Source organism: Nocardioides sp. GXQ0305, assembly GCF_050880345.1.
GTDB lineage: Bacteria > Actinomycetota > Actinomycetes > Propionibacteriales > Nocardioidaceae > Nocardioides.
Genome location: NZ_JBNYXG010000001.1, coordinates 611,855 through 635,897, shown reverse-complemented (window position 1 = coordinate 635,897; position 24,043 = coordinate 611,855). Strand labels below are relative to the sequence as shown.

General features: G+C 70.2%; 25 protein-coding genes. 13 read left to right on the top strand and 12 right to left on the bottom strand.

What is annotated here, in order from left to right; genetic code table 11:
* Nucleotides 1-6 precede the first annotated feature (6 nt).
* Genes ACQ1X7_RS03095 through ACQ1X7_RS03085 form a run of 3 tightly spaced genes read left to right on the top strand, consistent with a single transcriptional unit; the run spans nucleotide 7 to nucleotide 4,854 of the window.
* Nucleotides 7-1,815, top strand: coding sequence for a glycoside hydrolase family 3 protein (locus tag ACQ1X7_RS03095; RefSeq protein ID WP_432476682.1), 1,809 nt, complete (start codon nucleotides 7-9; stop codon nucleotides 1,813-1,815).
* 1 nt (nucleotide 1,816) lies between these two features.
* The gene (locus ACQ1X7_RS03090; RefSeq protein WP_432476681.1) at nucleotides 1,817-3,121 is read left to right on the top strand and encodes an exo-beta-N-acetylmuramidase NamZ family protein; all 1,305 of its coding nucleotides are present in this window, start codon (nucleotides 1,817-1,819) and stop codon (nucleotides 3,119-3,121) included.
* Nucleotides 3,118-4,854 (top strand): serine hydrolase, encoded by a 1,737-nt coding sequence (locus tag ACQ1X7_RS03085; RefSeq protein ID WP_432476680.1) that lies wholly within the window; start codon nucleotides 3,118-3,120, stop codon nucleotides 4,852-4,854. The genes ACQ1X7_RS03090 and ACQ1X7_RS03085 overlap by 4 nt, the downstream gene beginning before the upstream one ends.
* A gap of 89 nt (nucleotides 4,855-4,943) precedes the next feature.
* On the opposite strand, the gene ACQ1X7_RS03080 is transcribed toward ACQ1X7_RS03085, so the two are convergent.
* A complete protein-coding gene (locus ACQ1X7_RS03080; RefSeq protein WP_432476679.1) occupies nucleotides 4,944-5,879 on the bottom strand; it encodes an N-acetylglucosamine kinase in 936 nt (311 codons plus the stop codon).
* Between the two features lie 70 nt (nucleotides 5,880-5,949).
* On the opposite strand from ACQ1X7_RS03080, the gene ACQ1X7_RS03075 reads away from it, so the two are divergent.
* The 3 genes from ACQ1X7_RS03075 to ACQ1X7_RS03065 all read left to right on the top strand — a co-directional run bounded on the left by ACQ1X7_RS03075 (nucleotide 5,950) and on the right by ACQ1X7_RS03065 (nucleotide 8,388).
* Nucleotides 5,950-6,834 carry a MurR/RpiR family transcriptional regulator gene (locus ACQ1X7_RS03075; RefSeq protein ID WP_432476678.1) on the top strand — a complete coding sequence of 295 codons (885 nt, stop codon included), beginning with the start codon at nucleotides 5,950-5,952 and terminating at the stop codon, nucleotides 6,832-6,834.
* Entirely contained in the window at nucleotides 6,831-7,757 is a 927-nt protein-coding gene (gene murQ / locus ACQ1X7_RS03070) for an N-acetylmuramic acid 6-phosphate etherase (RefSeq protein WP_432476677.1), read from the top strand. Before ACQ1X7_RS03075 ends, murQ begins: the two co-directional genes overlap by 4 nt.
* Before the next feature lie 79 nt (nucleotides 7,758-7,836).
* The gene (locus ACQ1X7_RS03065) at nucleotides 7,837-8,388 is read left to right on the top strand and encodes a Uma2 family endonuclease (protein WP_432476676.1); all 552 of its coding nucleotides are present in this window, start codon (nucleotides 7,837-7,839) and stop codon (nucleotides 8,386-8,388) included.
* A 9-nt stretch (nucleotides 8,389-8,397) separates the two neighbouring features.
* On the opposite strand, the gene ACQ1X7_RS03060 is transcribed toward ACQ1X7_RS03065, so the two are convergent.
* On the bottom strand, nucleotides 8,398-9,261 hold the full coding sequence (locus tag ACQ1X7_RS03060; RefSeq protein WP_432476675.1) for a hypothetical protein: 864 nt from the start codon (nucleotides 9,259-9,261) through the stop codon (nucleotides 8,398-8,400).
* A gap of 52 nt (nucleotides 9,262-9,313) precedes the next feature.
* Here ACQ1X7_RS03060 and ACQ1X7_RS03055 point away from each other — a divergent pair, with 52 nt between their 5' ends.
* Nucleotides 9,314-9,895 carry a hypothetical protein gene (locus tag ACQ1X7_RS03055; protein ID WP_432476674.1) on the top strand — a complete coding sequence of 194 codons (582 nt, stop codon included), beginning with the start codon at nucleotides 9,314-9,316 and terminating at the stop codon, nucleotides 9,893-9,895.
* On the opposite strand, the gene ACQ1X7_RS03050 is transcribed toward ACQ1X7_RS03055, so the two are convergent.
* On the bottom strand, nucleotides 9,874-11,532 hold the full coding sequence (locus tag ACQ1X7_RS03050) for an alkaline phosphatase family protein (RefSeq protein ID WP_432476673.1): 1,659 nt from the start codon (nucleotides 11,530-11,532) through the stop codon (nucleotides 9,874-9,876). The two genes, ACQ1X7_RS03055 and ACQ1X7_RS03050, sit on opposite strands and share 22 nt — an antisense overlap.
* Before the next feature lie 99 nt (nucleotides 11,533-11,631).
* Complete coding sequence (locus ACQ1X7_RS03045; protein ID WP_432476672.1) at nucleotides 11,632-12,024, bottom strand: DoxX family protein; 393 nt, start codon at nucleotides 12,022-12,024, stop codon at nucleotides 11,632-11,634.
* A gap of 75 nt (nucleotides 12,025-12,099) precedes the next feature.
* Between ACQ1X7_RS03045 and ACQ1X7_RS03040 the strand changes: the two genes are divergently transcribed.
* On the top strand, nucleotides 12,100-12,567 hold the full coding sequence (locus ACQ1X7_RS03040) for a MarR family winged helix-turn-helix transcriptional regulator (protein WP_432476671.1): 468 nt from the start codon (nucleotides 12,100-12,102) through the stop codon (nucleotides 12,565-12,567).
* A 20-nt stretch (nucleotides 12,568-12,587) separates the two neighbouring features.
* Here the strand turns inward: ACQ1X7_RS03040 and ACQ1X7_RS03035 are convergent, their stop codons facing one another.
* Nucleotides 12,588-13,865, bottom strand: coding sequence for a DUF222 domain-containing protein (locus tag ACQ1X7_RS03035; RefSeq protein WP_432476670.1), 1,278 nt, complete (start codon nucleotides 13,863-13,865; stop codon nucleotides 12,588-12,590).
* Between the two features lie 180 nt (nucleotides 13,866-14,045).
* Between ACQ1X7_RS03035 and ACQ1X7_RS03030 the strand changes: the two genes are divergently transcribed.
* Nucleotides 14,046-14,468, top strand: coding sequence for a hypothetical protein (locus ACQ1X7_RS03030; protein WP_432476669.1), 423 nt, complete (start codon nucleotides 14,046-14,048; stop codon nucleotides 14,466-14,468).
* Between the two features lie 4 nt (nucleotides 14,469-14,472).
* Here the strand turns inward: ACQ1X7_RS03030 and ACQ1X7_RS03025 are convergent, their stop codons facing one another.
* Nucleotides 14,473-15,114, bottom strand: a complete 642-nt coding sequence (locus tag ACQ1X7_RS03025; RefSeq protein WP_432476668.1) for a methyltransferase domain-containing protein — start codon at nucleotides 15,112-15,114, stop codon at nucleotides 14,473-14,475.
* A gap of 106 nt (nucleotides 15,115-15,220) precedes the next feature.
* Nucleotides 15,221-16,090, bottom strand: coding sequence for a DICT sensory domain-containing protein (locus ACQ1X7_RS03020; RefSeq protein WP_432476667.1), 870 nt, complete (start codon nucleotides 16,088-16,090; stop codon nucleotides 15,221-15,223).
* Nucleotides 16,091-16,225: 135 nt separating this feature from the next.
* On the opposite strand from ACQ1X7_RS03020, the gene ACQ1X7_RS03015 reads away from it, so the two are divergent.
* Nucleotides 16,226-16,858: a fasciclin domain-containing protein gene (locus ACQ1X7_RS03015; protein WP_432476666.1), complete on the top strand. Its 633-nt coding sequence runs from the start codon at nucleotides 16,226-16,228 to the stop codon at nucleotides 16,856-16,858.
* Between the two features lie 125 nt (nucleotides 16,859-16,983).
* Here the strand turns inward: ACQ1X7_RS03015 and ACQ1X7_RS03010 are convergent, their stop codons facing one another.
* Together ACQ1X7_RS03010 and ACQ1X7_RS03005 are read right to left on the bottom strand one after the other, a co-directional pair.
* Nucleotides 16,984-17,769: a thermonuclease family protein gene (locus ACQ1X7_RS03010; protein ID WP_432476665.1), complete on the bottom strand. Its 786-nt coding sequence runs from the start codon at nucleotides 17,767-17,769 to the stop codon at nucleotides 16,984-16,986.
* Between the two features lie 125 nt (nucleotides 17,770-17,894).
* Nucleotides 17,895-18,131, bottom strand: a complete 237-nt coding sequence (locus ACQ1X7_RS03005) for a hypothetical protein (RefSeq protein ID WP_432476664.1) — start codon at nucleotides 18,129-18,131, stop codon at nucleotides 17,895-17,897.
* A 478-nt stretch (nucleotides 18,132-18,609) separates the two neighbouring features.
* Here ACQ1X7_RS03005 and ACQ1X7_RS03000 point away from each other — a divergent pair, with 478 nt between their 5' ends.
* Both ACQ1X7_RS03000 and ACQ1X7_RS02995 read left to right on the top strand, forming a co-directional pair.
* Complete coding sequence (locus tag ACQ1X7_RS03000; RefSeq protein ID WP_432476663.1) at nucleotides 18,610-20,526, top strand: GmrSD restriction endonuclease domain-containing protein; 1,917 nt, start codon at nucleotides 18,610-18,612, stop codon at nucleotides 20,524-20,526.
* On the top strand, nucleotides 20,526-21,275 hold the full coding sequence (locus ACQ1X7_RS02995; protein ID WP_432476662.1) for an AlbA family DNA-binding domain-containing protein: 750 nt from the start codon (nucleotides 20,526-20,528) through the stop codon (nucleotides 21,273-21,275). Before ACQ1X7_RS03000 ends, ACQ1X7_RS02995 begins: the two co-directional genes overlap by 1 nt.
* A gap of 89 nt (nucleotides 21,276-21,364) precedes the next feature.
* Here ACQ1X7_RS02995 and ACQ1X7_RS02990 read toward each other — a convergent pair whose 3' ends face one another.
* Both ACQ1X7_RS02990 and ACQ1X7_RS02985 read right to left on the bottom strand, forming a co-directional pair.
* Nucleotides 21,365-21,634 (bottom strand): DNA mismatch repair protein Vsr, encoded by a 270-nt coding sequence (locus ACQ1X7_RS02990; protein ID WP_432476661.1) that lies wholly within the window; start codon nucleotides 21,632-21,634, stop codon nucleotides 21,365-21,367.
* 17 nt (nucleotides 21,635-21,651) lie between these two features.
* Nucleotides 21,652-21,759, bottom strand: coding sequence for a hypothetical protein (locus tag ACQ1X7_RS02985; protein WP_432477016.1), 108 nt, complete (start codon nucleotides 21,757-21,759; stop codon nucleotides 21,652-21,654).
* A gap of 84 nt (nucleotides 21,760-21,843) precedes the next feature.
* On the opposite strand from ACQ1X7_RS02985, the gene ACQ1X7_RS02980 reads away from it, so the two are divergent.
* The gene (locus tag ACQ1X7_RS02980) at nucleotides 21,844-22,611 is read left to right on the top strand and encodes a hypothetical protein (protein ID WP_432476660.1); all 768 of its coding nucleotides are present in this window, start codon (nucleotides 21,844-21,846) and stop codon (nucleotides 22,609-22,611) included.
* Here ACQ1X7_RS02980 and ACQ1X7_RS02975 read toward each other — a convergent pair.
* Nucleotides 22,601-24,016 (bottom strand): DNA cytosine methyltransferase, encoded by a 1,416-nt coding sequence (locus tag ACQ1X7_RS02975; protein ID WP_432476659.1) that lies wholly within the window; start codon nucleotides 24,014-24,016, stop codon nucleotides 22,601-22,603. The genes ACQ1X7_RS02980 and ACQ1X7_RS02975 overlap by 11 nt on opposite strands.
* Nucleotides 24,017-24,043 lie beyond the last annotated feature (27 nt).

The following is a 24,043-nucleotide window of genomic DNA, read 5'->3' as shown; positions in this document are numbered from 1 at the left end:
GAACCCATGCAGCTCGGGATGCTGGACTCGTCGCGCCGCACGATCGCGGGGGTGATCCTCGCCGTGGCCGCGCTCGTCCTGTCGACGTTCGCCGTCAGTACGCCGGAAGCGCAAGCGGCACCGGAGGACGACTGGGTCGAGACCACGCTCGCCTCGATGACCCTCGAGGAGAAGGTGGGCCAGCTGTTCATGACCCACGCCTACGGCACCACCGCCGACACCCAGGACCCGGCGGACGTGGCGGCCAACCAGGAGCTCTACGGCGTCGACAACGCCCAGGAGCTGATCGACAAGTACCAGGTCGGCGGCATCATCTACTTCGCCTGGACCAACAGCGTCCAGAACCCCGACCAGATCGCGCGGCTCTCCAACGGCATCCAGGACGCCGCGCTGGCCCAGCCCTCCGGCGTCCCGTCCCTGGTCGGCATCGACCAGGAGGGCGGCATCGTCGCCCGGATCGGCCCGCCGGCCACCCAGCTGCCGGGCAACATGGCCCTCGGCGCGGGCCGCAGCGCCTCCGACGCCCAGACCGCCGCCGCGATCAACGGCGACGAGCTCAGCGCCATGGGCATCAACTGGAACTTCGCGCCGGTCGCCGACGTCAACGTCAACCCGGCCAACCCGGTCATCGGCGTCCGCTCCTTCAGTGAGAACCCCCGCCTCGCCGCCACGATGACCGCCGCACAGACCCGCGGCTACACCTCCGCCGGCGTCGCCGGCGCGGCCAAGCACTTCCCCGGCCACGGCGACACGGCCACCGACAGCCACACCGGGCTGCCGGTCATCGACCACACCCGCGAGGAGTGGGAGCAGCTCGACCGGCCGCCGTTCCAGGCCGCGATCGACGCCGGCGTACCGGCGATCATGAGCGCCCACATCTCGGTGCCGGCGCTCGACCCGTCCGGCGACCCGGCCACGCTGTCCGAGCCGATCATGACCGGCATCCTCCGCGAGGAGCTCGGGTACGACGGCGTCGTCATCACCGACGCCCTCGACATGGCCGGCGCCAGCGCGACCTACGGCAACGACCGGGTCCCGGTCCTGGCCCTCAAGGCGGGCGTCGACATGCTGCTGATGCCGCCGGAGTTCGACGTCGCCTACAACGCCGTGCTCGACGCGGTCGAGTCCGGCGAGCTGACCGAGGAGCGCATCGACACCTCCGTACGCCGGATCCTCACCCTCAAGCACGACCTCGGCATCACCGACGACCCCCACGTCGACCCGGCCCAGGTCCCGGCCCACGTCGGCACCCCCGACCACCTGGCCACACTGCAGTCGATCACCGACCGCACCACCACGCTGGTCCGCAACCACCGCGACCTGCTGCCGCTCCCGGCCGCGTCCCCGGGCCGCGACGACGTGCTGGTCACCGGGTGGGGCGTGAGCACCACCCAGACCGTCGCCGACAAGCTGGTCGAGCGCGGCTACGACACCACCGTGGTCGAGACCGGCACCAACCCGGACGAGGCCACCACCCGCGACGTCGCCCGGCAGGCGAAGCAGCACGACCTCGTCGTCGTCACCACCAACCGCGCCGGGCTGGAGACCCAGCAGGGCCAGGCCCACCTGGTCAACCGGCTCAAGAGGACCCGCACGCCGGTGGTGGCCGTCGGGGTCCGCGACGCCTACGACGTCAACCAGTTCAAGAAGGTCGACGCCTACCTCGCGACGTACTCCTACACCGCGGCCGCGCTGGACTCCCTGGTCCGGGTGCTGGTCGGCGAGCTCGACCCCACCGGTCGGCTCCCGGTGACCATCCCCCGGAAGAACTCGCAGCGGGCGCTCTACCCCTACGGCCACGGACTGGAGTACTGAGATGACGTACGCCGTCCCCCGCCGCAGCCTGCTGAGCACCGCCGCCCTCACCGCAGGGGCGGCCGGGTCGCTGGCGACCGCAGCGCCGACGTCGGCTGCGGCCGGCGGCCGTCACCGGGGCCGGGTGCTCACGGGCTTCGACACCCTCGCCCGCGACGGCTACCGGATGGTGTCCGGGCAGCGGGTCGGACTGATCTCCAACCCGACCGGCGTCGTACGCGACCTGCGCCACGAGGTCGACGTGATGGCCGGCGACGACCGGGTCGACCTGGTGGCCGCGTTCGGGCCCGAGCACGGCTTCCGCGGCAGCGCCCAGGCCGGTGGCTCCGAGCCCGGCGGGCCCGACCCGCGTACCGGCATCCCCGTCTACGACACCTACACGAAGACGCCGGCGGAGGTCGCCGAGTACTTCCGGCAGGCCGAGGTCGAGACGGTGATGTTCGACATCCAGGACGTCGGCGCGCGGTTCTACACCTACATCTGGTCGATGTACGACTGCATGGTCGCCGCCTCGCTGGCGGGCGTCCGCTTCGTCGTCCTCGACCGGCCCAACCCGATCGGCGCGACGGCGGCGTACGGGCCGGTGCTCCACCCCGAGCACGCGACCTTCGTCGGCCGCAAGCCGATCAGCCAGCAGCACGGCATGACCGTGGGCGAGCTCGCCGGGCTGTTCAACGCCGAGTTCCTGCCCGACGACGAGAACGCCGACGGGCCCGTCGACCTCGACGTGTCGAGGATGAGGGGCTGGCGCCGCGACCTGTACGCCGAGCAGACCGGCCAGCCGTGGGTGATGCCGTCGCCGAACATGCCGCGCGTCGAGACGGCGGTCGTCTACCCGGGCACCTGCCTGTTCGAGGCCACCAACCTCTCGGAGGGCCGCGGGACGACCCGGCCGTTCGAGCTGATCGGGGCGCCGTACGCCGACCACCGGTGGGCCGACGCGCTCAACGAGCGCGACCTGCCCGGCGTCGACTTCCGCGAGGCCTACTTCACGCCGTTCATCTCCAAGCACCTCAACACGCCCTGCTCCGGCGTCCAGCTGCACGTCACCGACCGCGACGACTTCGAGGCGATCCCGACGGCGATCGCGATGATCGTGACGGCGCGAGACCTCTACCCCGAGTTCGCGTGGCGCGAGTCGGCGGCGCCGTACTGGATCGACCGGCTCTCCGGCAACGAGGACGTGCGGCTGGCGATCGACGCCGGCGCGGACGTCGACGAGGTGGTGGCGGTCTGGCAGGCCGACCTGGCCGACTTCCGCCGGCTCCGGGCCCGCCACCTGCTCTACCGGCAGGGCAGGTCGTGAGGGCGGCGGCGGTCGGGATGGTCGCGATCGCGCTGGCGGTGGGCACCGCCCCCGTCGGGACGGCCGCGGGCAGCCGCGTCGCCCAACCCGACGAGACCAAGCGGGTCCGGGTCTCGGCGACGGCGAGCGACGTCTCCCCCGACGACCTCCGCTTCCCGCACCACCGGCTGCGCACCGGCTCGCCCGCCCAGGCGCGGTTGCTGGCCGAGCCGCTGCGGCAGATGTCGGCCGACCTGCGGTCCTACCTCGAGCCGTCGCCGACCCGGCCGCTGTACGCCGGCGGCGTGGTGCTCGCGTCGCGGCACGGCGTGGTCCCGGTGCACGACGCCGCCGGCAAGGCCGTGCGGTACGCCGACGCGGAGACCGAGCTGCCCGCCGACCAGCAGGTGCCGATGCGGCGCGACACGATCTTCGACCTGGCCTCGGTCACCAAGACGTTCACCACGATCGCGGTGATGCAGCAGGTCGAGGCCGGCCGGGTCGACCTCGACGAGCCGGTGGCGACGTACCTCCCGGCGTTCGCCGAGAACGGCAAGGGCGAGGTGACGGTCCGCGACCTGCTCACCCACACCGGCGGGCTGCCGGCCTGGCTGCCGCTCTACAGCCGCTACGACACGCCGGAGGAACGGTTCGCGGCGGTGCTGGCCGTCGAGCCGACCGCCCCTCCCGGGGAGGAGTACGTCTACTCCGACCTCGGCCTGATCACCCTCGGCCTCCTCGTCGAGGAGGTGACCGGCGAGCCGCTCGACGAGGTGATCTCCGACGGCATCACCCGGCCGCTGCACATGAAGGACACGATGTACAACCCGCCGGCGCGGCTGGTCCACCGGATCGCGGCGACGGAGGCGCAGCCGTGGGCGGGGCGGCCGATGATCCGCGGCGAGGTGCACGACGAGAACGCCTGGTCGCTCGGCGGCGTCGCCGGTCATGCCGGGCTGTTCTCCACCGCCCGCGACCTCGCGGTGCTCGCGCGCACGCTGCTCAACGGCGGCCGCTACGGCCGGGCGCAGATCCTCGAGCCCGACACGGTGCGGGCGATGCTGGTGAACGAGAACACCGAGTTCCCCGGCGACTCCCACGGCCTCGGCTTCGAGCTCGACCAGCGCTGGTACATGGACGGCCTGTCGTCACCGGTCACCTTCGGCCACACCGGCTTCACCGGGACGTCGGTCGTGATGGACCCGCTGTCCGACTCGTTCGTGGTGCTGCTGACCAACCGGGTCCACCCGTCGCGCGACTGGGGCAGCAACAACCCGGCCCGCCGCGCGGTGGCGCGCGACCTGGCCCGGGCGATCGCGGTCCGGCCGCTCCAGGGCCGGACGTCGTGGTTCTCCGGCGTCGGTGACGCGCGCACCGTCTCGCTCACCACCGACGAGGTCGCAGGCCAGGTGCTGTCGTTCGGGCTCTGGTACGACACCGAGGCCGAGTACGACGTGCTCACCCTGGAGGCGTCGACCGACGGCGGCTCCTCGTGGTCGCCGCTGCCGTTCACGATCCGCGACCGCGACGAGGCGGTCACCACCGACGGCACCCTGTCCGGCTCCGGCGGACGGGAGTGGCGCCCCGCGTTCGCCACCCTGCCGGCCGCGGACTCGGTCCGGGTGCGGTGGCGCTACACCAGCGACGCGGCCATCCAGGGCCGCGGGGTGTACGTCGACGCGGTCCGGGTCGACCGCCGCCTGGTGCGCGACGACGAGCTCACCGGCGACGGCTTCACCCCGTCGAGGAGTTGAGCGGATGCGCGCCAGCGAATCCGCTGATGGTGGTCGAGCGAGCCGCGCGACCGAGGAACGAGGTCGCGACCGGCGTGTCGAGACCTGAGTCAGTGAGCGCAGAGAGTCGTATGCACCCTCTCGTCGGTCACGCCGCGCGAGACCAGGGCCAGCCAGGCCGCGCCCGCCGCCGGGTGCTGGGCACTGCTCGGGGCGCCCAGCACCCGTTCGGCGAGCCCGGCGACCACGCCGTCGCGCACCGGTCCGTCGTGGGTGAGCAGGGCGCCGGCGAGCACGACCGGTCCGTCAGCACGCACCGCGTCGAGCGAGGCCAGCAGCCCGGCCACGCCGCGCGCAACGATCTCGCCCGCCACCGGGTCGGCGGCCGCGAGGTCGGTCACCACCGGCGCGAGCGTGCCGAGCGCGGCGGGTGGGACGGCGTACGCACGCGCGATGACGTCCTGGACGTCGTACGGCGCGGGGCGGCCGAGCAGTCGTCCGAGCAGCGGCTCGGTGAGGGCCGTGGTGGGTCCGCGACCGTCGAGGGCGGCCACGACGGCGACCAGTGCCTCGCGGGCCAGCCACACCGCAGAGCCGACGTCACCGAGCAGCCAGCCGGCGCCGTCCGCCTGCCGCGCCACGTGTCGGTCGACGATCGCCGCCGCGCCGGCTCCGGTGCCGGCGACCAGCACGGTCCCTGTCGCCGCAGGCGAGCCCGCCGCGAACGCCGTCAGCAGGTCGGTCACGACCTGTGGCTCACCGGCGATCCCGACCCGGCGCCACGCGTCGGCCGCGTGCGCCCGGACCACGTCGACGCCGGCCGCCCCGGCGCCGGCCACGCCGAGGGCACCGGCCACGACGTCAGCGGGGTCGTGCCCGTCGAGCGCTCCGGCGACGGCGTGTGCGAGCTGGGCGACCGGATCACCGCCGCTGGAGTGCTGGTTGAGGCCGGCTGCCGCACCGGTGCCGAGCGGGGTGCCGTCGGTGTCCGCGACCAGGCAGCGGGTCGACGTACCGCCTGCGTCGACCCCGATCACCAGCTCCACGACGTCACCGTAACGACCCCTCCGTCGTGGGATGCTGACATCCACGCACGATCGAAGGTAACTTTTCAACATGGCTGACACCGAGCTCCGCACCACCGTCCGGATCCGGGCGCTGCTGCCGTCGCTGGCGCCCGCCGAGCGCCGGGTCGCGGAGCGGGTACTGGCCGACCCGGCCGCCGCCGCGGCGTCCACGATCACCTCGCTCGCCCACGAGTGCGCGACGTCGGAGACCACGGTGATCCGGTTCTGCCGGGCGGTCGGGTTCACCGGCTACCCCGGCCTGCGGCTGGCGCTGGCCGCCGAGCAGGGGCGCAGCGGCGCCGGCGACGCCCGCGACCTCGCCGGCGACATCGTCGCCGACGACGATCTCGACAAGGTGGTCGGCAAGATCGCCTTCGCCGACGCCCGGGCGGTCGAGGAGACCGCCGAACAGCTCGACCTCGACGCCCTCCACGCGGTGATCGAGGCGCTGGTCACGGCTCCCCGGGTCGACGTGTACGGCGTCGGCGCCAGCGGCTTCGTCGCGCTGGACTTCCAGCAGAAGCTGCACCGGATCGGCCGCGTCGCGTTCGCGTGGACCGACCCCCACATCGCCCTGACGAGTGCCGCGCTGCTCACGCCCGGCGACGTCGCCGTCGCGATCTCCCACTCCGGCGCGACCCAGGACACCATCGACGCGCTGCAGCTCGCCCGCGGAACCGGCGCCACCACCGTCGCGGTCACCAACTTCCCGCGCTCCCCGCTGGCCGCGCTCGGCGACCACGTGCTGACGACCGCCGCCCGCGAGACGACGTTCCGGTCGGGCGCCACCGCCAGCCGGCTGGCCCAGCTCACCGTCGTCGACTGCGTGTTCGTGGGCCTCGCGCAACGCACCTACGAGTCCAGCCAGCGCGCCCTCGAGCTCACCCACGACGCCGTCGCCGACCGGCGCGTGGGCCGCAAGGCGGGCCGGTGATCCCGGCGCGCAGGCCGGTGCCGGTCCAGGCGCCGACCGAGCAGCGGCACCCCGGCTCCCGCGACCTCGACCTGCTCCCCACCCTCGACCTGCTGCGGCTGATCAACGACGAGGACGCCCGGGTCGCCCCCGCCGTCGCGGCGGCACTGCCCCAGCTCGGCGCGGCGGTCGACCTGGCCGTCGACGCGATGCGCGCGGGCGGGTCGGTCCACTACTTCGGCGCCGGGACGTCGGGGCGGATCGCGGCCATGGACGCCGCGGAGCTGCCGCCCACCTTCGGGCTCTCCCCCGACCTGGTGGTCGCCCACCACGCCGGCGGCGCCGCGGCGCTCGACGCCGCCGTGGAGGACGTCGAGGACGACGCCGAGTCCGGGGCCGCCGAGGCGTCCGTGCTCACCTCGGGCGACGTCGTGATCGGTCTCGCGGCGAGCGGCCGGACGCCGTACGTCGCCGGTGCGCTGGGCGAGGCCCGCCGGATCGGCGCGCCCACGGTGCTGGTCAGCTCCAACCCGGCCGCCGAGATCGCTGCGGTCGCCGACGTCCACGTGTGCGTCGACACCGGCCCCGAGGTGCTCGCCGGATCGACGCGGATGAAGGCGGGGACCGCCCAGAAGCTGGTGCTCAACGCGTTCTCGACCGCCGTGATGGTCCGGCTCGGCTACACCTACTCCAACCTGATGGCCGGCGTCACCGCCCGCAACGCCAAGCTGCACGGCCGGATGGTCGGCATCCTGGCCGAGGCCAGCGGCCACGACGTCGACACCTGCGCCGGCGTGCTCGCCGACTCCGACGGCGACCTCAAGCTCGCGCTCGTCCGGCTGCTCGGCGACGTCGACGCGGCCGCCGCCCGCTCCGCCCTCGACGCCTCCGGCGGCGTCGTCCGTACGGCGCTGCTGCACCTCGACGGTTCCCCGCACGGCTAGCTCCGCTGCCTGTGGAGAACCGGTTGCCCGGTCGACCACCACGCGCTTCCGTGGACCCTCGTGGACGACAGGAGGCACCATGGGATCCGTGACGACGCTGCCGCGCGGCCGACCGCTGACGGCCGACGACCTGGCCGCGGTGCCCGATGACGGGCACCGCTACGAGCTCATCGACGGCTCGCTCGTCGTGACGCCGAGCCCGAGCCTGCGGCACCAGCTGGTCTCCGGCCGGCTCCACGTCCTGCTCGCCCGGCACTGCCCGGACGAGCTGCTGGTCCTGGCGGCCCCCACCGACGTCCGCCTCGCCGACGACACGGTGCTGCAGCCCGACCTGCTCGTCGTGCGACGCGACGTCTTCGACGCGGGGACCCAGTCCCTGCCCACGCTGCTGCTCGCCGTCGAGATCCTCTCGTCCAGCACCCGGCACGTCGACCTCTCGCTCAAGCGGGCCCGCTACGAGGCGGCCGGCTGCCCGGCCTACTGGGTCGTCGACCCCGACGACCTCGAGATCACCGCCTGGGAGCTGCGCGAGGGCAGGTACGCCGAGGTGGCGCACGTGGCGGGCGACGGGGCCTTCACGGCCGCCCAGCCGTTCGACGTCGACGTGGTCCCGTCGCAGCTGGCGAGGTGAGGCCGTCGACTACCGGCCCTCCCGGGAGAACCTCAGCTCGTAGCCGTGGGAGCGACCCGCGGCGGTCAGCGGCTGGCCGCCGGACGTCGACGCGTCCCACAGCCACGGCGTGACCGAGCGGAGCGGACTGCCGGGGCGCTGGAACTCGTCCCGCACCGCGAGCCGCAGCTCCTGCAGCTCGCCCAGTGAACCGGCCGCGTGGTCGAGTGCGCGCTGCTGGCCGTCACGTGCGGTGAGCCGGGCCAGCCGCGCGGCCTTCGCCGTCAGGTCGTTGAGGGTCCGCTCGCGCCACATCGTCCACGATGTCCCGATGCTCGCCACGGCCTCGGCGAGGGCGTCGTACAGGTCGCGGGTCGAGCCGGTGGCCTCCCGCCACACGCCGTCGACCAGCGGCATCACCTGCTCCCACGTCACCTGGGCCAGCCGGCTCCCCTCCGGCGCGCCCGCCGCCACCGCCGACATCCCCGGGATCACGTAGGTGAGGTCGATCTGCTTGTCCGGGAAGTGGTGGTGAGCGAGCTCGAAATAGCTCTCCACCTGCCCGTACCGGTGGCTCCCCCGCTCGGTCTTCAGCTCGATGACCCACAGCCGGCCCGGCATCAGCACGCCGTAGTCCGGCGCACAGCCCGGTTCGTCGTCGTGGCGGCGCGGCAGGTCCAGCTCGTCGACGAACTCGACGTCGTCCGGTACGTCGGCCGCACCGAACGACAGCTCGTCGAGCGCCCGGAGGAACTGCAGGCCGGCGGGCGACGGCGTGCTCCGCGCGTTCCACCGCGGGTAGTCCGCGTCGAGGATCAGCATCGTCAGCAGACGCTGGCAGTACTCTTCGCGCCCGAGCTTGAGGCGACGCAGCAGTGCGTGCGGGTCCTCCACCCGCCCATCCTCGCACCGGCCACCACGGAACGACCCGCAGTAGCATCACGACGTGACCGAGGCCGCCTCGTCGCCTCACCCCACCCTCATACGTCTGCTGGGGTGGACCGCCGTCGTCTCCTCGGTCCTCTACCTGGTCTCCGACGTCATCGAGGTCGCCCAGGGTGGCTTCTCGAGCGGGCAGCTGTGGCTGACCCTGGTCGCCGAGGCGGCCGTCCCGGTCGTCGTCGTGGGCCTGGCCGTGGTGCAGTGGCCGCCGCTCGGCCCCCTCGGCCTCGCCGGCGCCCTCGTGTACGCGTACGCGTTCGCGTACTTCACCGGCACCGTCGTCTACGCGCTGGTCCGGGACACCGCCGACTTCGACCAGCTCGGCGACGCCCTCGGCCTCTGGATGACCGTGCACGGCGCACTGATGCTCCTCGGTGGCCTGGCCTTCGGCTACCGGGTCGCCCGCGCCGGCGTGCTGCCGCCGTGGACCGGCTGGGCGTTCGTGCTCGGCGTCGCCGCGGTGACCTTCGGCCTGCCCGGGTGGGCAGGCGTGGTGGCGGCCGGCGTACGCGACCTCGCCCTGGCCGGCATGGGTGCCGCGCTCCTCACCGGCGCGGCTCGCGGTCAGCGGGTCGGCAGCCGGTAGTCGATCCCGTCCATCGGACTGGTCGCCGGGATGCCCAGGTGGCGCAGCACCGTCGGCATGATGTCGACCGACCGCACCGGCGCCCGCAGGTCGCGCCGGGACAGCCCGGCGCCCGCGAAGACGATCGGCACCTGCTGGGTCGCCTTCTGGATGCCGCCGTGGTCACCCGCGACGGAGTACGTCGTGTGGTCGGGCAGCGTCGCGATCACGTCCGGCCCGTACTCGGCCGCCTCGGTGTCGACCAGCTCCTGCGCGTGCCGGCGGAACCAGGCACGCTCCCCCGGCTCGGTCATCCGGTCCCAGCGCACCGGCGTCACCCGGTCGTAGTGGTCGCCGTCGCGGGTGAACACCGCCGTGACCGCAGGCAGCCCGGCCATCACCGTCGCGGCCTCGGCCACCTTCGCCGGCGTCTGCTCGGTGAGCCATGCCCGCAACATCGAGTCGCTGTAGCTGAGGCCGACATTCCCGGTGTCGACGAGCGGCTGCAGCGCCTCCTGCGGGTCGAGGTAGACGTCGTTCTCGACGTCGCCGTAGTACCAGTTGTAGAAGCCGTAGTTGGCCTCCGGCTCGTATTCGCCGTAGAAGTTCCGGCCGGCCACCGACCCGTGATCGGAGGTGAGCACGACCAGCGTGTCGTCGAGCTCGCCGCTGGTCTCCAGCTCCTCGAGGATCTTGCCGACCTGCTCGTCGGCGACCTCAGTGGCGAAGTCCATGTGCGTCATCGGGTCGGTGCCGCCGTCGTCGTCGACGCCGCCCCACATGTGCGCGGCCTTGTCGACGCCCGGCAGGGTCACGAAGATCCCGCTCCAGTCGGGCTCGTTCTGCATCACGTCGATCGCGGCGTCCGCCGCCCAGACGTCCCCGCCCTGGTGGTCGGGGTCCTTGCCGGTCGTGTAGCGGTCGCCGTCCAGCGGGTACAGGCTGGCCGGCGGCTCCATCGTGTCGTAGCGCAGCGCCGAGCCGGTCGGCACGTAGTACCGGCCGCAGGTCTCGGTGATGTACGACGGTGGGTTGATGCCGCCTGGCTCGCGCCACGACCCCGGCAGGCCGGGGCAGGTGGTGCTGCTGCCGAAGGTGATGATCGAGTCCGACCCCGAGCCGCCGAGCCCCCATGCGGCGTACGTCTTGGGGCTGATCGTGAACACCTTCGAGTCCGGGTCGGCGGCGTGCAGGTAGTCGGCGAGCTTGGGGTGTCCGGCGTGCTCCTGCACCGCGAACATCTCCTGGCTGCCCCAGTTGCTGGTGATCCACAGGTCGCTCTCGTCGTCGCCGAGGCCGAGGCCGGAGAGCACGCCGTCGACGTCGCGGTAGCCCTCGTCGGTCCACCCCATGTGCTTCGGCAGCACGCCGGTGGTCACCACGTTGTGCGTGACCACGGTGACCGAGCCGAGGTGGCCGAGGTACGAGCGGCGCGCGTCGACGCCCTGCCGCATCATGGCCTGGACGTGGTCCATGTCGTACTTCCGGACGATCTCCTTGGACAGCGAGTCGACCATGATGATGACCACCTTGTCCGGCCCGTCCGCATCACCCTTGCCGCCGGCCTCGGCTGGTGCGGTCAGCGCGGCCTGGACTCCCGCGACGGTGGTGGCGGCTGCGGCCAGCGCAGCCAGGACGGAACGGGCGCGACGGTTCACGGTGGGTCCCTCCCCCGGTGTTGCTCTTCCGACGGAACCTAGACCCGCGCGCCGTCGGAGGGGAAGGTCCGATCGGCCGCACCCGTGGTGCGACCCTCGTCAGGCGGCGAACTGCTCCGGCCCGAACCGCCCGACGGCCACCACCACGGCCAGCCCCAGCAGCACCAGGTTGACCACGACCATCGGCACCTCGTGGCGCCGGGCGTGAGTGATGATCGCCCCGACCATCAGCAGCACCAGACCGAGCGCAGCGAGCGGCGCGAGCACCGGCGCGATCCCGAGCAGCGGCGCGACGACGAGGCCGACCGCGGCCAGCACCTCGAGCGCCCCGATCAGCCGGATCGTCCCCTGGCTGAAGTCCTCCACCCACCCCATTTGCGCGGCGAGCTGCTCCTTCGGCCGGACCAGCTTGGTGATCCCGGCGAACAGGAACGCCAGCGCCAGCACCGAGGCGACGATCCACAGGAACACGTTCATGACGACCTCCCACATTGCTTCAAGCGTGAAGTGTTGATGTGTGCCGCAACCACTTCATGCGTGAAGTAATTCCCCGGCTACGATGCGCCCATGGACGACACGACCCGCTGGCTCGACGCCGACGAGCAGGAGTCGTGGATCCAGCTGGCCCGGCTGCTCGTCCGCCTGCCCGCCGCCCTCGACAGCCAGCTCCGCCGCGACGCCGGCCTCACCCACTTCGAGTACGGCGTCCTCGCCGCACTCTCCGAGCAGGACGACCGCCGGCTCCGGATGGGCACGCTCGCGTCGTTCGCGGACGGCTCGCTCTCCCGCCTCTCCCAGGTCGTCGGCCGGCTCGAGGCCCGTGGTTGGGTCGAGCGCTGCCCCGACCCCGCCGACGGGCGCTCCACGATCGCCCACCTCACCGACGCCGGCTGGGAGAAGGTCGTCGCCACCGCGCCCTCCCACGTCGAGGAGGTACGCCGCCTCGTCCTCGACCCCCTCACCGCCGCCCAGGTGGCCCAGCTCAACCGCATCTGCGACCGCATCAACCGGGCGATCGATCCCGACTCCTGCTGACCACGGCAGCGGCGCGCCGCTCACGTCCGGCGATGGAAGCGCACGTCACCGCCCGCCGCCCGACTGACGTGGTAGCGGTGGTCGTGGGCTCGGTGGTGGTGGAATCCGCACAGGAGGAGGCCGTCCTCGACGCTGGTCGGCCCCCGCGACTCCGCCCACGGGATCACGTGGTGTGCCTCGCACCAGGCTGCGGGCGCCTCACACCCGCTCGCCCGGCACTCCCGGTCACGGACGGCGAGCGCCTTGCGCATCGCGGGGGTGTGGAAGCGTTTCTTGCGGCCGACGTCGAGGGGCTGCGACCCCCCGCTGAGCACCATCGGCACGATCCCGGCCGTGCAGGCGAGCCGCCGGGCCTCGCCCACGCTGATCCCGTGCCCCGTGGAGAGCCGGGCCACGCCGAGGTCGTCGGCCAGCTTGCGCTCGTCGATGGTGACCACCAGCGTCGCCCCGTCGCCACCGTGGTCGGGGACGACGTTCCGCGGCAGTCGCTCGAGCAGGCTGCAGAAGGCCTGGGCCAGCAGCCGGCTGTAAGGGATTCGTTCCCCGGACTCGGGATCGCGCCGCGCCACCACGTCGTCCCGGTCGTCGACGAGGTGGTCACGTCGAGGCGAGGCGAAGGCGTGCAGCTGGGTCGTCAGCAGGTCGGCGTGCAGGGTGGGCAGGTCCGCGGTGATCCGGGTGAGCCCGTCGCCGAGCTCCCGGGTGGTGACCCGCATCCGCCGACGCGCCCGCTGCTCCTCCCGCACGAGCGCCCGGCGTTCGTGCTCCTCGGCCACCTCCGGTGCGACGACGTCGAGGATCCGGCCCCCCAGCACCCGCAGCTCGCGCGGGCCGAACTCGGCCGCGCGGGCGACCAGGTGCCGTTCGGCCTCGAGCCGGAGCTCGCGCTCGACGTCGACGGGCAGGGCGTCCAGCGCCGCCGTGATCGCCTCGGTCTGCGGGCGCGACAGCTCGCCGTCCGAGAACGCCATCGCCACGACGGTGTAGCGCCCGTCGAGGGCCTCGGCCAGCCGTTGCAGACGCACTCCCTCGGGACGCTCCAGTCGGGCCTGCGCGGCCACCCAGGCGCCCGCCGAGCGCGCCGCGTCCTGCTCGGCGACATCTCCCGAGGCGGCCACCACCGCCAGCCGCAGGGCCTCCAGACGCGCGATGTCACGCGAGAGCCCGACCAGCACCTCCCGCTTGGCCTCCGTCGACAGGTAGACCGGCGAGCTACCCGCGACCTCGTCGAGCGCAGCACCGATCCGCGACGCGCACCGCTCGAACGGATGCAGCAGCGGGACCGGCTCCTGGCTCATGCCCCACACGGTAGAAGGATCGACGCCCGGTTCGAGCGTACGTTCGATGCCTGTGGAGAGGCCGGCGCGAAGCCCGGCTGTGGACGGAACGTGGCGCCACGCCAGCCCGATCGGCCGCTCTCTCCCCACCCCTGTGGAGAACCGTTCGCGCCGCGCGACGATCCGGGTCAGGGTCGACCCATGACCTTCCGACCCACCATCCGCACCCAGCAGGACCTCGAGGACACCTGGCGTCACCTGATGGGCCCGCTCGGCTTCTCCCGCGAGACGATCTGGCTGATGCTGATCGACCGCGACGACCAGCCGTTCCCGCAGCTCACCCAGATCGACGACGCCACCACCCCGCCGTCCGGCGACGAGCTGGCCGGCTTCACCGCCCTCGTCGGCGAGCTGTGCTCGGAGTTCGCGCCCGGCGGCCGCGTCGCCTTCCTCCGCAGCCGACCCGGCCCCGGCGGGCTCACCACCCGTGACCGCGCCTGGGCCCGCGCCCTCTACGACGTCGGCCGGCTCGGCGACGTCCCTGTCGACGTCGTCCACCGCGCCTGCAACACCGATCTGGTGCCCGTACCGATGGACGAGGCCCTCCCCGACAGCGCTGCGTGAGCGGTCAGCGGGTCAGTCCCTGGACCTGCCAGATCGTCCCCGCGTGCGCCAGCTCGCGCCGCATCCCCCGCCGGGTCACCACCTCCGCCATGGCCTGCGGCCGGTGCACGTACGCGCGGAACTCCCTGCCCCGCAGGCGGAACAGTGCGTTCTCCATCGCGAACACGCCGCGACTGACCGGGTTGCGGGGCGGGTGGCTGAACGCCAGGCGGCGGCGACAGTGGTCGGCGGCCGCCCCCAACAGCCGCTCGTGGTCGGGGTAGCAGCACACGACCCGGTGCAGCACCACCAGGTCGGCCGGCTCGACGTCGTCCGGCGACGTCGCGATGTCGACGACCGCACGGTGGACCCGGTCGGCGACGCCCGCCTCCTCCGCCAGCCGTCGCGCCGGGTCGTCGTACGCCTGCGACAGCTCGAGGGTGGTGGCCCTGGCCGCTCCCCGGCGCAGCAGCTCCACCCCGATCTCGCCGACGCCGCCGCCGATCTCCAGCACGCTGGCTCCGGACAGGTCGTCCTCCGCCAGGAAGTCGACCAGCCGCCTCGCCGTCCGGTCGAGACCACGACGGCGGTACCTGCTCGCCACGTGACGGGCAAAGCCGTCGCCGAACACCTCGTCGTACCCCCGCGGGTCGCAGCAGCCGGCCATGTGGACAGTCTGAGCCCTCGACCGCGCGTGGTCGATCCCCGACCACCTCACGTCCGTGACACGACCGCGCACCGAGGAAGGGTGCATGCCGTCGCGACCGTCGCACTCAACGAGTGCGCGTCCGCAGCGTCGTTCCGTCGGTGTAGGCCACCATCCGGTTGAACACGGCGGTGGCGCTCCGCTGCGACGTGGCGGGCGGGGTCGCGGACTCCTCGAGCAGTCGCAGGAGGTCCCGGGCGGCCCCCGAGCCCTCCGCGACGGCCGCCTCGGCGCAGATGACGGCGACATCCCGGACGATCCGGCCCTCGACGGTCCACAGCGCCTCGAACTGCCGGTCGGCCTCGCGGACGTCGCCCTGCCCTGGCAGCTCCCACGCCACCAGGGCGGCGGCGAAGGTGGGAGCGTCGTGGACCACGATCCACTCCCGCAGCAGTGGCGAGTCCACGCCCAGCGCGACCTGGGCCGGGCGCGCGTCGTCGTCGTGCTCCGGGAAGTCCGCCATCACCAGGGCGCCGCGAGCGGTGCGCGCCAGGTCACGCCAGCGCGCGGCGGACTGCCCGAAGTAGCGACCGCGCTGGAAGGTCCCGACCAGCACCCCACGGGCCGCCTGGGCCGTCGCCTCGTCCTCGATCGCCCAGGACAGGGCGAGCAGGGTGTCCTTCCTGACCACGTACGACGTCAGCTCGGGGTGCCGCAGGCTCAGCGACGCGTAGACCGAACCCGTGTGGGTGGCATCCTCGGCGCGCCGCGCGACCCCGATGGCCTGCTCGAGCCGCGTGCCGCGGTCGCGCTCCTCGAGCACCCGGCGTACGGCGCGGACGTCCGCCCCGGTGTAGCGGCGGTGACCGCTGGGAAGACGGGTCGGCTCGGGGAACCCGAACCGGGTCTCCCAGGTCCGCAGCAGCTGGGTCGAGAGCCCGGTGTGCTCGGCCAGCTCACCGATGGTCAGCAGGGTGTCGTCCGGGGGCGTGGCCACGTCATCAGATGCTGCCAGTCCGCCTCGGTTCTCCGCGAAGGGCGTCACGAGAGAAGAGCATACCTCAATATTGTGTTTAGATTCTTGTTTAGGTACTGTCCATGGCCTCACCTCTCACCCACCAGGAGACACACCATGCGCAAGCTCACCGCCACCGCCTCCTCGCTGGCCGTCGCTGTTGTCGCCGCGGCGTCGCTGACCGCCGCCCCCGCCCAGGCCGACGGCCTGGGCCAGACCAGCCTCGCCGAGGTCCTGGCCGCCGACGGCCTGGAGTTCGACGAGACCTGGACGGACTTCGACATCCTCGACCAGGCCGTCAACGACGTGATCGCCGCCAAGCCCAACAGCGCGGTGGCGGTCCTCGCCGACGGCTCGGTCAGGCTGACCGCCTTCGCTCCCACCGACCGCGCCTTCCGTCGGCTGGTCGAGGACATCACCGGCAGCAAGCCGGACGACGAGGCCTCGGCGTACGACACCCTGTCCACCGTGGGCGTGGACACGATCGAGAGCATCCTGCTCTACCACGTCGTCCCGGGTGCGCCCATCGACTACCGGTCGGCCACGAAGGCCGGCGGGGCCAAGCTGGAGACCGCGAACGGCAAGCGGCTCGAGGTCGACTACCGCAAGAAGAAGGGTCTGGTCTACCTGGTCGACAAGGACCGCAACGACAAGAACGCCTTCGTCCTCCGCCCCGCCAAGAACATCAACAAGGGCAACCGGCAGATCGCCCACGGCGTCTCGGCCGTGCTGCGTCCCGTCGACCTCTGACCCGGCCCCCCGGCGCCATCCCGCCGCCGGGTGTCGTGGCTCGTCGCCGCGTCACCCGGCGGCCGGCCCGTGACGGTCTCTCCACTGCCACGGAGCTGACGGCCGCGAGCAACCTCCCACGGCCCCTACTCGCAGGCCACGCCGTCGCCGTCGGCGTCGAGTCCGTGGGGGTCGGTGCCGGTCACCCGGACCGGACCGCCCACGTCGGCGCAGTCGACGTCAGGCGGGTACGGCGGCACGCAGGGTGAGTAGCCGGGTGCGCACGCGCCGCCGGCGGGCTTCGTCGGGCGGGCCACGGGAGCGGGCGTCGGGCAGGACAGGTTCCGGTGGCCCCGGTCGGCACGGATGTAGACGGGCTCGCGGCGGTGGTAGCCGTAGCCGTCGCGTGAGTCGTAGCGCGCGATGGCCAGTCCGTTCTTGATCTGCCGCAGCCCGGCGTCGACCGGGCCGACGTCGACGTACCGCAGCCAGCGGCCGTAGGCATCCGTGTCCTCGTCCGACCTCGTCAGCCGCACCTGCCTGCCGAGCACCAGGCGTGTCATGCCGGCGGTGGCCGCGTCGTAGCCGCACTCGCCCCGCTCGGGGGTGTCGATCCCGACGAGGCGTACGTCGGCGCCGTTGCCGAGCTCGATGGTGTCCCCGTCGATGACGCGGGTGACCAGCCAGGTGCGCGCCGCGCTCGACGGCTCGGGCTTCGGGTCGGACTGCTGTGCACGCGCCTTCTTGGCCCGCGCCTTGCCCTGCCCCGGCACGTCCCTGTCGCGCGACTGTTCGGGCGTCGAGTCGGCGCCGCGGTCCGCGCGCTGACCGGTCTGCGAGTCGGCCGCCTCCGACGAGGGCTCCTCGCCGGCGTTGCCGAGCATCCAGAGCACGGCCACCACGGCGATCGCCGCCCACACGAGCTTGCGCACGTCGCTCCCCGCAGTCCGGGCCGGGGCGGACCGCCCCGACGTTGAGGGAACCGTAGGTCGGCGACGGCCGCCTGACTCGAGAATGGCCGAACTCGGGCCCGCTCGACTCCTCCCCTCGCGTCAGGTCAGTCGGGGGCTCCGCCGCGCCGACGGCGCACGCGCGCAGCAACCCTGCCGGCCGCACGGCGAGCACGTCTGCGCGCCGTGGCTGCGTCGTGCTGCTCGGGCGTCACCCGCTTCGAGAGGTCCGCCCGCGCCACCAGGTCGGACACCGCGGTGGTGACCTCGGGATAGACCGCGACCGGATCGGCGGCGGCGAGCACCACCCACACCACCTCCTGGCCGTCGCGCACCCGCAGCACGCTGCCGTCCTCGACCGTCCCGGCCTAGTCGTGTAGGTCCGAGGCTCGTCGACCCAGTCGGTGTGGTCGTGGCTCGGGCGTCGGCGCCGGGTTCCGACGCCCCTATCGCGGCCCGACCTCGGTCGGGTCACCAATCGCGTGCCGCGACACCTTCAGGGGCACGCGGTCCCCCCGTGCTCAATCCGCACGACAGGCAGGCTGAGACGTCGCTGGCGCAGGCGGTCCGCGTGGGCTCGACACCCGGATGGCAGTGGTGCATACGCACCTAATCAGGGCTTCAACTGAATGCTGTCAACGCCACCTAACTCGCGCGAACCGGCTCAGGATTCCTACGCTCGGGCCCACACATATCTCTGGGCCCGTGCCATGCAAGGGGCTGCCACCCACTACCGGAGCCTGCTTCCGATCACTTTCCCTTTCCTATAACGTCTCGGTTCACGCGCCTGCGTCCATCACCTCAAGCGAAGGGTAGACAGCCGTGCCTTCTCTCACCGTTGAGTCTGTCGGGATCGCCGGCGTGTTGGATCGCATCAGGTCGAACGCCTGGCTGGTCCCTACCTTCCAACGTGATTTCGTGTGGTCAGAGGCAGACGTCACGGCGCTCGCTCTCTCTGTGATTGAGGCAAGGCCTATCGGGATGGCCACACTCTGGGAGCAGCCCGACGACAGTGACCTGGAACTCGAGCCCGTGTCCATTCCCGACACCAAGGCCGGCGACCAGGTCAAGGTTTCGCTCAACTCAGATGAGTCGGACCGCCCGAGCAAGTTCTATGGCGTTCTCGACGGACGTCAACGATGCACCGCACTCGCGATGGTTTTCGGAGGGCTGCGCGCAAGTAGCGGGCTGCGGCGCTTCAACGGCGGTTGGTTCCTGGATGTCAAAGATGTGGACATCACAGCTCGAGTTGCGTATTTCAGCAACAAGGACATCACGAGCAAGGGCCTGACGTCGACGGCATCTTGTGTGGCTGCGGGACTGTTTCCGTTGGCTACCACCCATAAAGATGGACTGTTGGCTCAGTGGATGAACTACCTCCAGGCTCTGACCGATCCCACCAATTACCCTGGCGGCGAACTCCCCTCCACAGATGAACTGGCCCGTCGTAACGACGTTCTACAGTCTGCATTTACGGGCATCAATTCTACCGTCTTGGCTGTTTACATCGTCCCGGCGGACTATTCGCTTGGCGAAATCTGCGAGATATTCGAGACACTTAACACCACCGGCACCAGAGTCTCGACGGTTGATTTGCTCCACAGTTGGTTATACGCCGACACAGTAGATGACCTGGATCCAGTTCAACTACGTGATTGGATCGATGATCTGGGTAGTCTAGACGGCGCGGCTGGCTGGGCATCGCGCAACAAGCGGCCAGAGCTCATTGCTCAGACAGTTACGGCTTGCTACTTGGGGTTGGACTCCGCTAAGCCGGAGCCTCGCAAAGTCGGGCGCCGAGCCAAGGCTCCGGTAATCACCTCCGTGAAGGCCGGCGACCTCCTTGCGACTCCAACCGCATTCTGGAAAGAAGCAATCGCTCGAAGGGATGCTCTGGCCTCATACATTGGCGGATACCAAGACGCCGTGTGCGGCGGCCGCTTCGATCTCCAAGACTGTCCATACCCCGTTACAATGGCCATTTATGCTTCGCTGCGGTGGTACATGGACATCGATCCACGTCACTCTGGCCAGTGGACAATAGATGACCTCGACGCGCTCTTCCGTGCCTTCTTCTGGCGGACCGCACTCACGAGCCGATATGACCAAGGCTTCCTTACACAGAGCGCGGCCGACCTGCGCTGGCTAAAAGACATACTGTTCGAGCGCAAGGGCAGGAATGCCAACGAGTGGGCTACCTGGGCTACGCAGCAACTGAATCTGCATATCCAGGGGGCACCCACATCCGAAGATGTCAAGGAGCGCCTGATGCACTCGCGCGCACCCGGAGCGATGGGCAAGGCTCTAGCACTACCTGTCCTGACGCGACCAACGGTTGACCTTCTGAATCCAGGCGACTCCATCACGTATCCCTCGCAGGCCAAAGTTGAGTTGCACCATGTATATCCCCGCGCCTGGTGCGCGAACAATAAGCACGGATCGCTGAGCGACGTACTGGAGCCGAGCACGGCTGGCTACGATTACGTACGATCGATTGCAAACATGACACCTTTAACGTCGAAGAGCAACTCCGAATGGAGAGCGAAGACCCCTGGCCAGGCACTGGTTACAGCGGGAATCACGTTCGACAATGCACGCGAGCGCCTCCTCTCGCATTTTATCGACAAAGTCGCGTTTGACGCCTTGACTGGGCTGTCGCCTAACCCCGGGGCCTTCTGGAATCGCCGCGCTCAACTAATCGCTGAGGACCTCACACAACGCTGCGTAGTTAGCTATTGATGGACCTTCTGGATTCCCTCGCTTTTCGCGCCGCCGCTGGAGGGGCGGAGACCACCCTTGCAGAATTAGTGGAATTGCGGGGTATTCCCCCGAACAGGCTGCTCTCAGGAATTGGCGAAGTTGTCGACTACTTCTCGTCATTGGGGCTCGAGTTGGTCCCTGAGCCCGGCACGGGCGAATTGTCCACCCCTCGGGTCCTTCGTCGCCCGACTTCAGCCGAGGAGCGCAGAACCAGGGCCCAGGTCGCGCTTGAGGCAGGCGAGTCTCAGGGCGTTGAGTTCAAGGAGAGCCTTTACGCAGACATGCGACGCTTGCGCAAGACAGGCGTTCTGGCAGAGAACGCGGATCTTCCGGGGGAATCCCTGAAGACCATAGCGGCATTTATGAACGGTAAGGGCGGGGAACTGCTAATTGGGGTCTCCGACAAACACGGAATCAGCGACGGGATTGAACGAGACTTCCAAGCTAAGTCGTGGGATGCCGACAAGTGGCAACTCCAGTGGGAGATGCTCGTGGACAACAGGTTCCTGACTCCAGGCGGAGTAAGGCGGTTCCTTGAGTACGACATGTTGTCGATTTCGGGCAAACCAATCTTCCACGTTTCCGTTCGAGCGACTCCACGGCCGACCTTCGTGAAGCGCCGCAAGGATACAAGTTTCGAGTTCTTTGTCCGGCGCGGTCCAAGCTCCGTGAGCTTGTCCCTGACAGAGTTCGCTGAACATTATGGTGTATCCAACTCGGTTGGCTGAGACGGCGCCCGCGTTCTCGACTATCCGTCACGGTGACGACCCGCGTGCACGCAACCAGTTGACGTAGCCCTAGTCCCCGCGACCCGTCGTCACTTTCCTCGCGAAGGGCCTTGACTCGTAGATCTGACAACGCATGCTACCCAGTCTGCGACCAGCTCCGGCCTCTCGTGCTCCCAGGCTCGGATAACCGTCCAGCCTCCCGCCTCCAACTTCGCGTCCGTGTCCCGGTCCCTCGCGATGTTTCCCTGAATCTTGGTAGACCAGTACTTCGAGTTCCGAGACGGGGTCTTGTAGTGCTCAGGACATCCATGCCAAAAGCAACCGTCAACAAAGACCGCGACCTTCGATCGGCTGAACACCAAGTCCGCGGTCCGCCTTAGGGACGGGAGGGGCGGGCGGCCACACGGTAGCGCAGCCCGCGTCGGTGAAGAATCGAGCGCAACCGAAGTTCGGGCTTGGTGTCCCGCTTGCGATTCCCCTGCATCGTGCGCCTAACGGCGGGCGACGAAGCCCAGCTCGGCTCCTCCATTCCGCTACCTTACGTCGATGTGCGCGTACCCTTCCCTGCATGACGGTGAGCGTTGCCAGCAGTGGGTCATCCGAGTTCGAAGGCCTAAAGGGGGCCTTCCGCAAGGACCCTTCGCTCCGCACCGAACTGGAGTGGGCCTTCCGGCTTGCCGTCGAGACTTACAACCCGTCCGACCGAGGTCTGCGCTTCATCACCGGAGGCATCGGCGAGTGGATCATCACTCTTGCCGCGTACCGGGCGGGGATCGTCACCCTGCCTGATGGGCACAACGCTGACGGGCACGACACCGCTGCCCTGCTCACGGAGGCCAAGAGCCTGTGGTCCGTGAAGACCTCCTACAAGCGAGGCGGAAAATTCACCATCACCAACGGCCAGGGCGGTCCTGGGGCCGGCCTCGTTGTCCCGACGGTGTTCCTGTCGCCAGAGTTGCCGGGCATAGTCTTTGTGTCGCCGACGGGGCACCCGGAGATGGCTGAGCAGGTGCAGGAGTACAAGGACTCCACCAAACTCGACAAAGCGGTCATCAGCAACTTCGCCGTCCTACACCCCGAGTGCGTCATCCCATTTGCGATGCCCGTCAATCCTGATGCAGACATCAAGGATCCGGCGCTGGAGGCGGTCCGGATCATTGTCGACAACAGCAACTTCCCGCGGCTGCGCACGATGTTCCGTCACGCGGCGGCGTCAGCCGAGGATCGGTCACTAGTCGCCGAGATTCAGAGGGCTCGCAAGCTCCTTGAGCAAGGGGTGATCGACCAGGAGCAATTCGAGGCGCTGATCCGCAAAGTGACCGGCCTCAGCGCATAGCGTCAAGGGCCGCGTCGGGACTGTCTGGCAGCGCGGACACTGCCTTGTAGAGTCCCGGCGCTCCGGCCTCCAGCAAGTCCTTGTCACGGGCTACGTGGGCCTTGAGGACCTGCCATACGACCCCAGCGTTGACGCCGTTACCGAGCTGCTTGTACGTCGCCGGGTTGCGCTGCGCGCCGAAGTCGAACCAGTCGGGCAGGCCCTGAAGACGGGCAGCCTCTCGCGGTGAAAGTCGACGCTCGCGCGGCCCGATGATGCTCGTCTGGGTGATCGCCACGAGGGCCGGCAAGTACGTGGGCTTCTTGGCGCGAATACCTGAAGGGCGGAAGTGCATGACGCACTCCCACAGAGTTGGGGTGTCCTGCGCCTGCCACTCAAACTTCCGCCGCGACGGGGGGAACTTGGGTGTCTTGACCTCCCAGCGCCGCATCCACTCGTCGAGGGTGTCCTTGTGCTCGCTGTAGAGTTCGGAGTTCTTGACGAGGAACGCGCGTTTCCAGGCGGGAGTAAGCGGGTCGATTTCGAGCTCGTCGCGGTGCACCCATTCGTCAGCCCAGATGGGGAAGCCAGGGAGCCGGTGGCCCTCCAGCCGTTCCCACATGATTTGAACGAACTCATCCCACGCCTTGATCCAGTGCCGCTCCGCGGCGGTGAGGTCGCAGCCCTCAGCGTGGTGGTCAGGGTCCAGCGGAAGATGCTTCTCCAGGTCCCACTTCTGGGGGTTCCAGTTCCACTCATCAAGGGGGCGGTTGCGGAAGACGGGCTCCGCGACGAGATCACCCATTTTAGCTCCCTGGCCCACGAAAGTGGCTGTGACGAAGACGCGCTCCCGGACCTGCGGGCGCCCTCCAAGTTCCGGCGGGATCAGGTGTGGCGACATGACCGCCGCCTCATCGGCAACTCTGTATCCGAGTTGGCGGAGGGTCTTGACCATGACCTCCCATTCGTGTTTGTGGCGCGGGCCGGCCACGTTCCGAACGTTCTCGAGGAGCAGGACTTTCGGCTGATGGACCTCGGCGATCCGGGCTATGTTCCAGAACAGCGTCCCGCGGGCTTCGTCCATGCCGCGTTGGAAGCCGCTCTTTGAAAACGGCTGGCACGGGTATCCTGCGGCGAGCACGTCGTGTGGGTCGATGGTGACCCTGTCTTCGTTCGCGATCTCGGTGATGTCCCCAAGCGGGTCCCTGCCCCAGTTGCGCATATAGACCCGCGCCGCGTCAGGGTCGATCTCCACTGCGCCCACGCACTGTCCGCCAGCTGCCGCCAAGGCGGCGTGAAACCCACCGATCCCGGCGAAGACGTCTGCGAATGAAAAGTTCGGGGCACTACGGCCGGGCGTGTACTCGATGCCTTGCGATCTTGATCCGGGGCCATTAGGGCCCGCATCCACAACTTTTGGCTTCATGCTGATTTCCTAACCCGACCCCGCGAT

What these genes read in the sequence shown, in the direction of transcription:
- ACQ1X7_RS03095 (WP_432476682.1), top strand. Translation starts at nt 7, where the DNA reads ATGCAGCTCGGGATGCTGGACTCGTCGCGCCGCACGATCGCGGGGGTG.
- ACQ1X7_RS03090 (WP_432476681.1), top strand. Translation starts at nt 1,817, where the DNA reads ATGACGTACGCCGTCCCCCGCCGCAGCCTGCTGAGCACCGCCGCCCTC.
- ACQ1X7_RS03075 (WP_432476678.1), top strand. Translation starts at nt 5,950, where the DNA reads ATGGCTGACACCGAGCTCCGCACCACCGTCCGGATCCGGGCGCTGCTG.
- ACQ1X7_RS03065 (WP_432476676.1), top strand. Translation starts at nt 7,837, where the DNA reads ATGGGATCCGTGACGACGCTGCCGCGCGGCCGACCGCTGACGGCCGAC.
- ACQ1X7_RS03045 (WP_432476672.1), bottom strand. Translation starts at nt 12,024, where the DNA reads ATGTGGGAGGTCGTCATGAACGTGTTCCTGTGGATCGTCGCCTCGGTG.
- ACQ1X7_RS03040 (WP_432476671.1), top strand. Translation starts at nt 12,100, where the DNA reads ATGGACGACACGACCCGCTGGCTCGACGCCGACGAGCAGGAGTCGTGG.
- ACQ1X7_RS03035 (WP_432476670.1), bottom strand. Translation starts at nt 13,865, where the DNA reads ATGAGCCAGGAGCCGGTCCCGCTGCTGCATCCGTTCGAGCGGTGCGCG.
- ACQ1X7_RS03030 (WP_432476669.1), top strand. Translation starts at nt 14,046, where the DNA reads ATGACCTTCCGACCCACCATCCGCACCCAGCAGGACCTCGAGGACACC.
- ACQ1X7_RS03025 (WP_432476668.1), bottom strand. Translation starts at nt 15,114, where the DNA reads ATGGCCGGCTGCTGCGACCCGCGGGGGTACGACGAGGTGTTCGGCGAC.
- ACQ1X7_RS03015 (WP_432476666.1), top strand. Translation starts at nt 16,226, where the DNA reads ATGCGCAAGCTCACCGCCACCGCCTCCTCGCTGGCCGTCGCTGTTGTC.
- ACQ1X7_RS02995 (WP_432476662.1), top strand. Translation starts at nt 20,526, where the DNA reads ATGGACCTTCTGGATTCCCTCGCTTTTCGCGCCGCCGCTGGAGGGGCG.
- ACQ1X7_RS02985 (WP_432477016.1), bottom strand. Translation starts at nt 21,759, where the DNA reads ATGCAGGGGAATCGCAAGCGGGACACCAAGCCCGAACTTCGGTTGCGC.
- ACQ1X7_RS02980 (WP_432476660.1), top strand. Translation starts at nt 21,844, where the DNA reads ATGACGGTGAGCGTTGCCAGCAGTGGGTCATCCGAGTTCGAAGGCCTA.
- ACQ1X7_RS02975 (WP_432476659.1), bottom strand. Translation starts at nt 24,016, where the DNA reads ATGAAGCCAAAAGTTGTGGATGCGGGCCCTAATGGCCCCGGATCAAGA.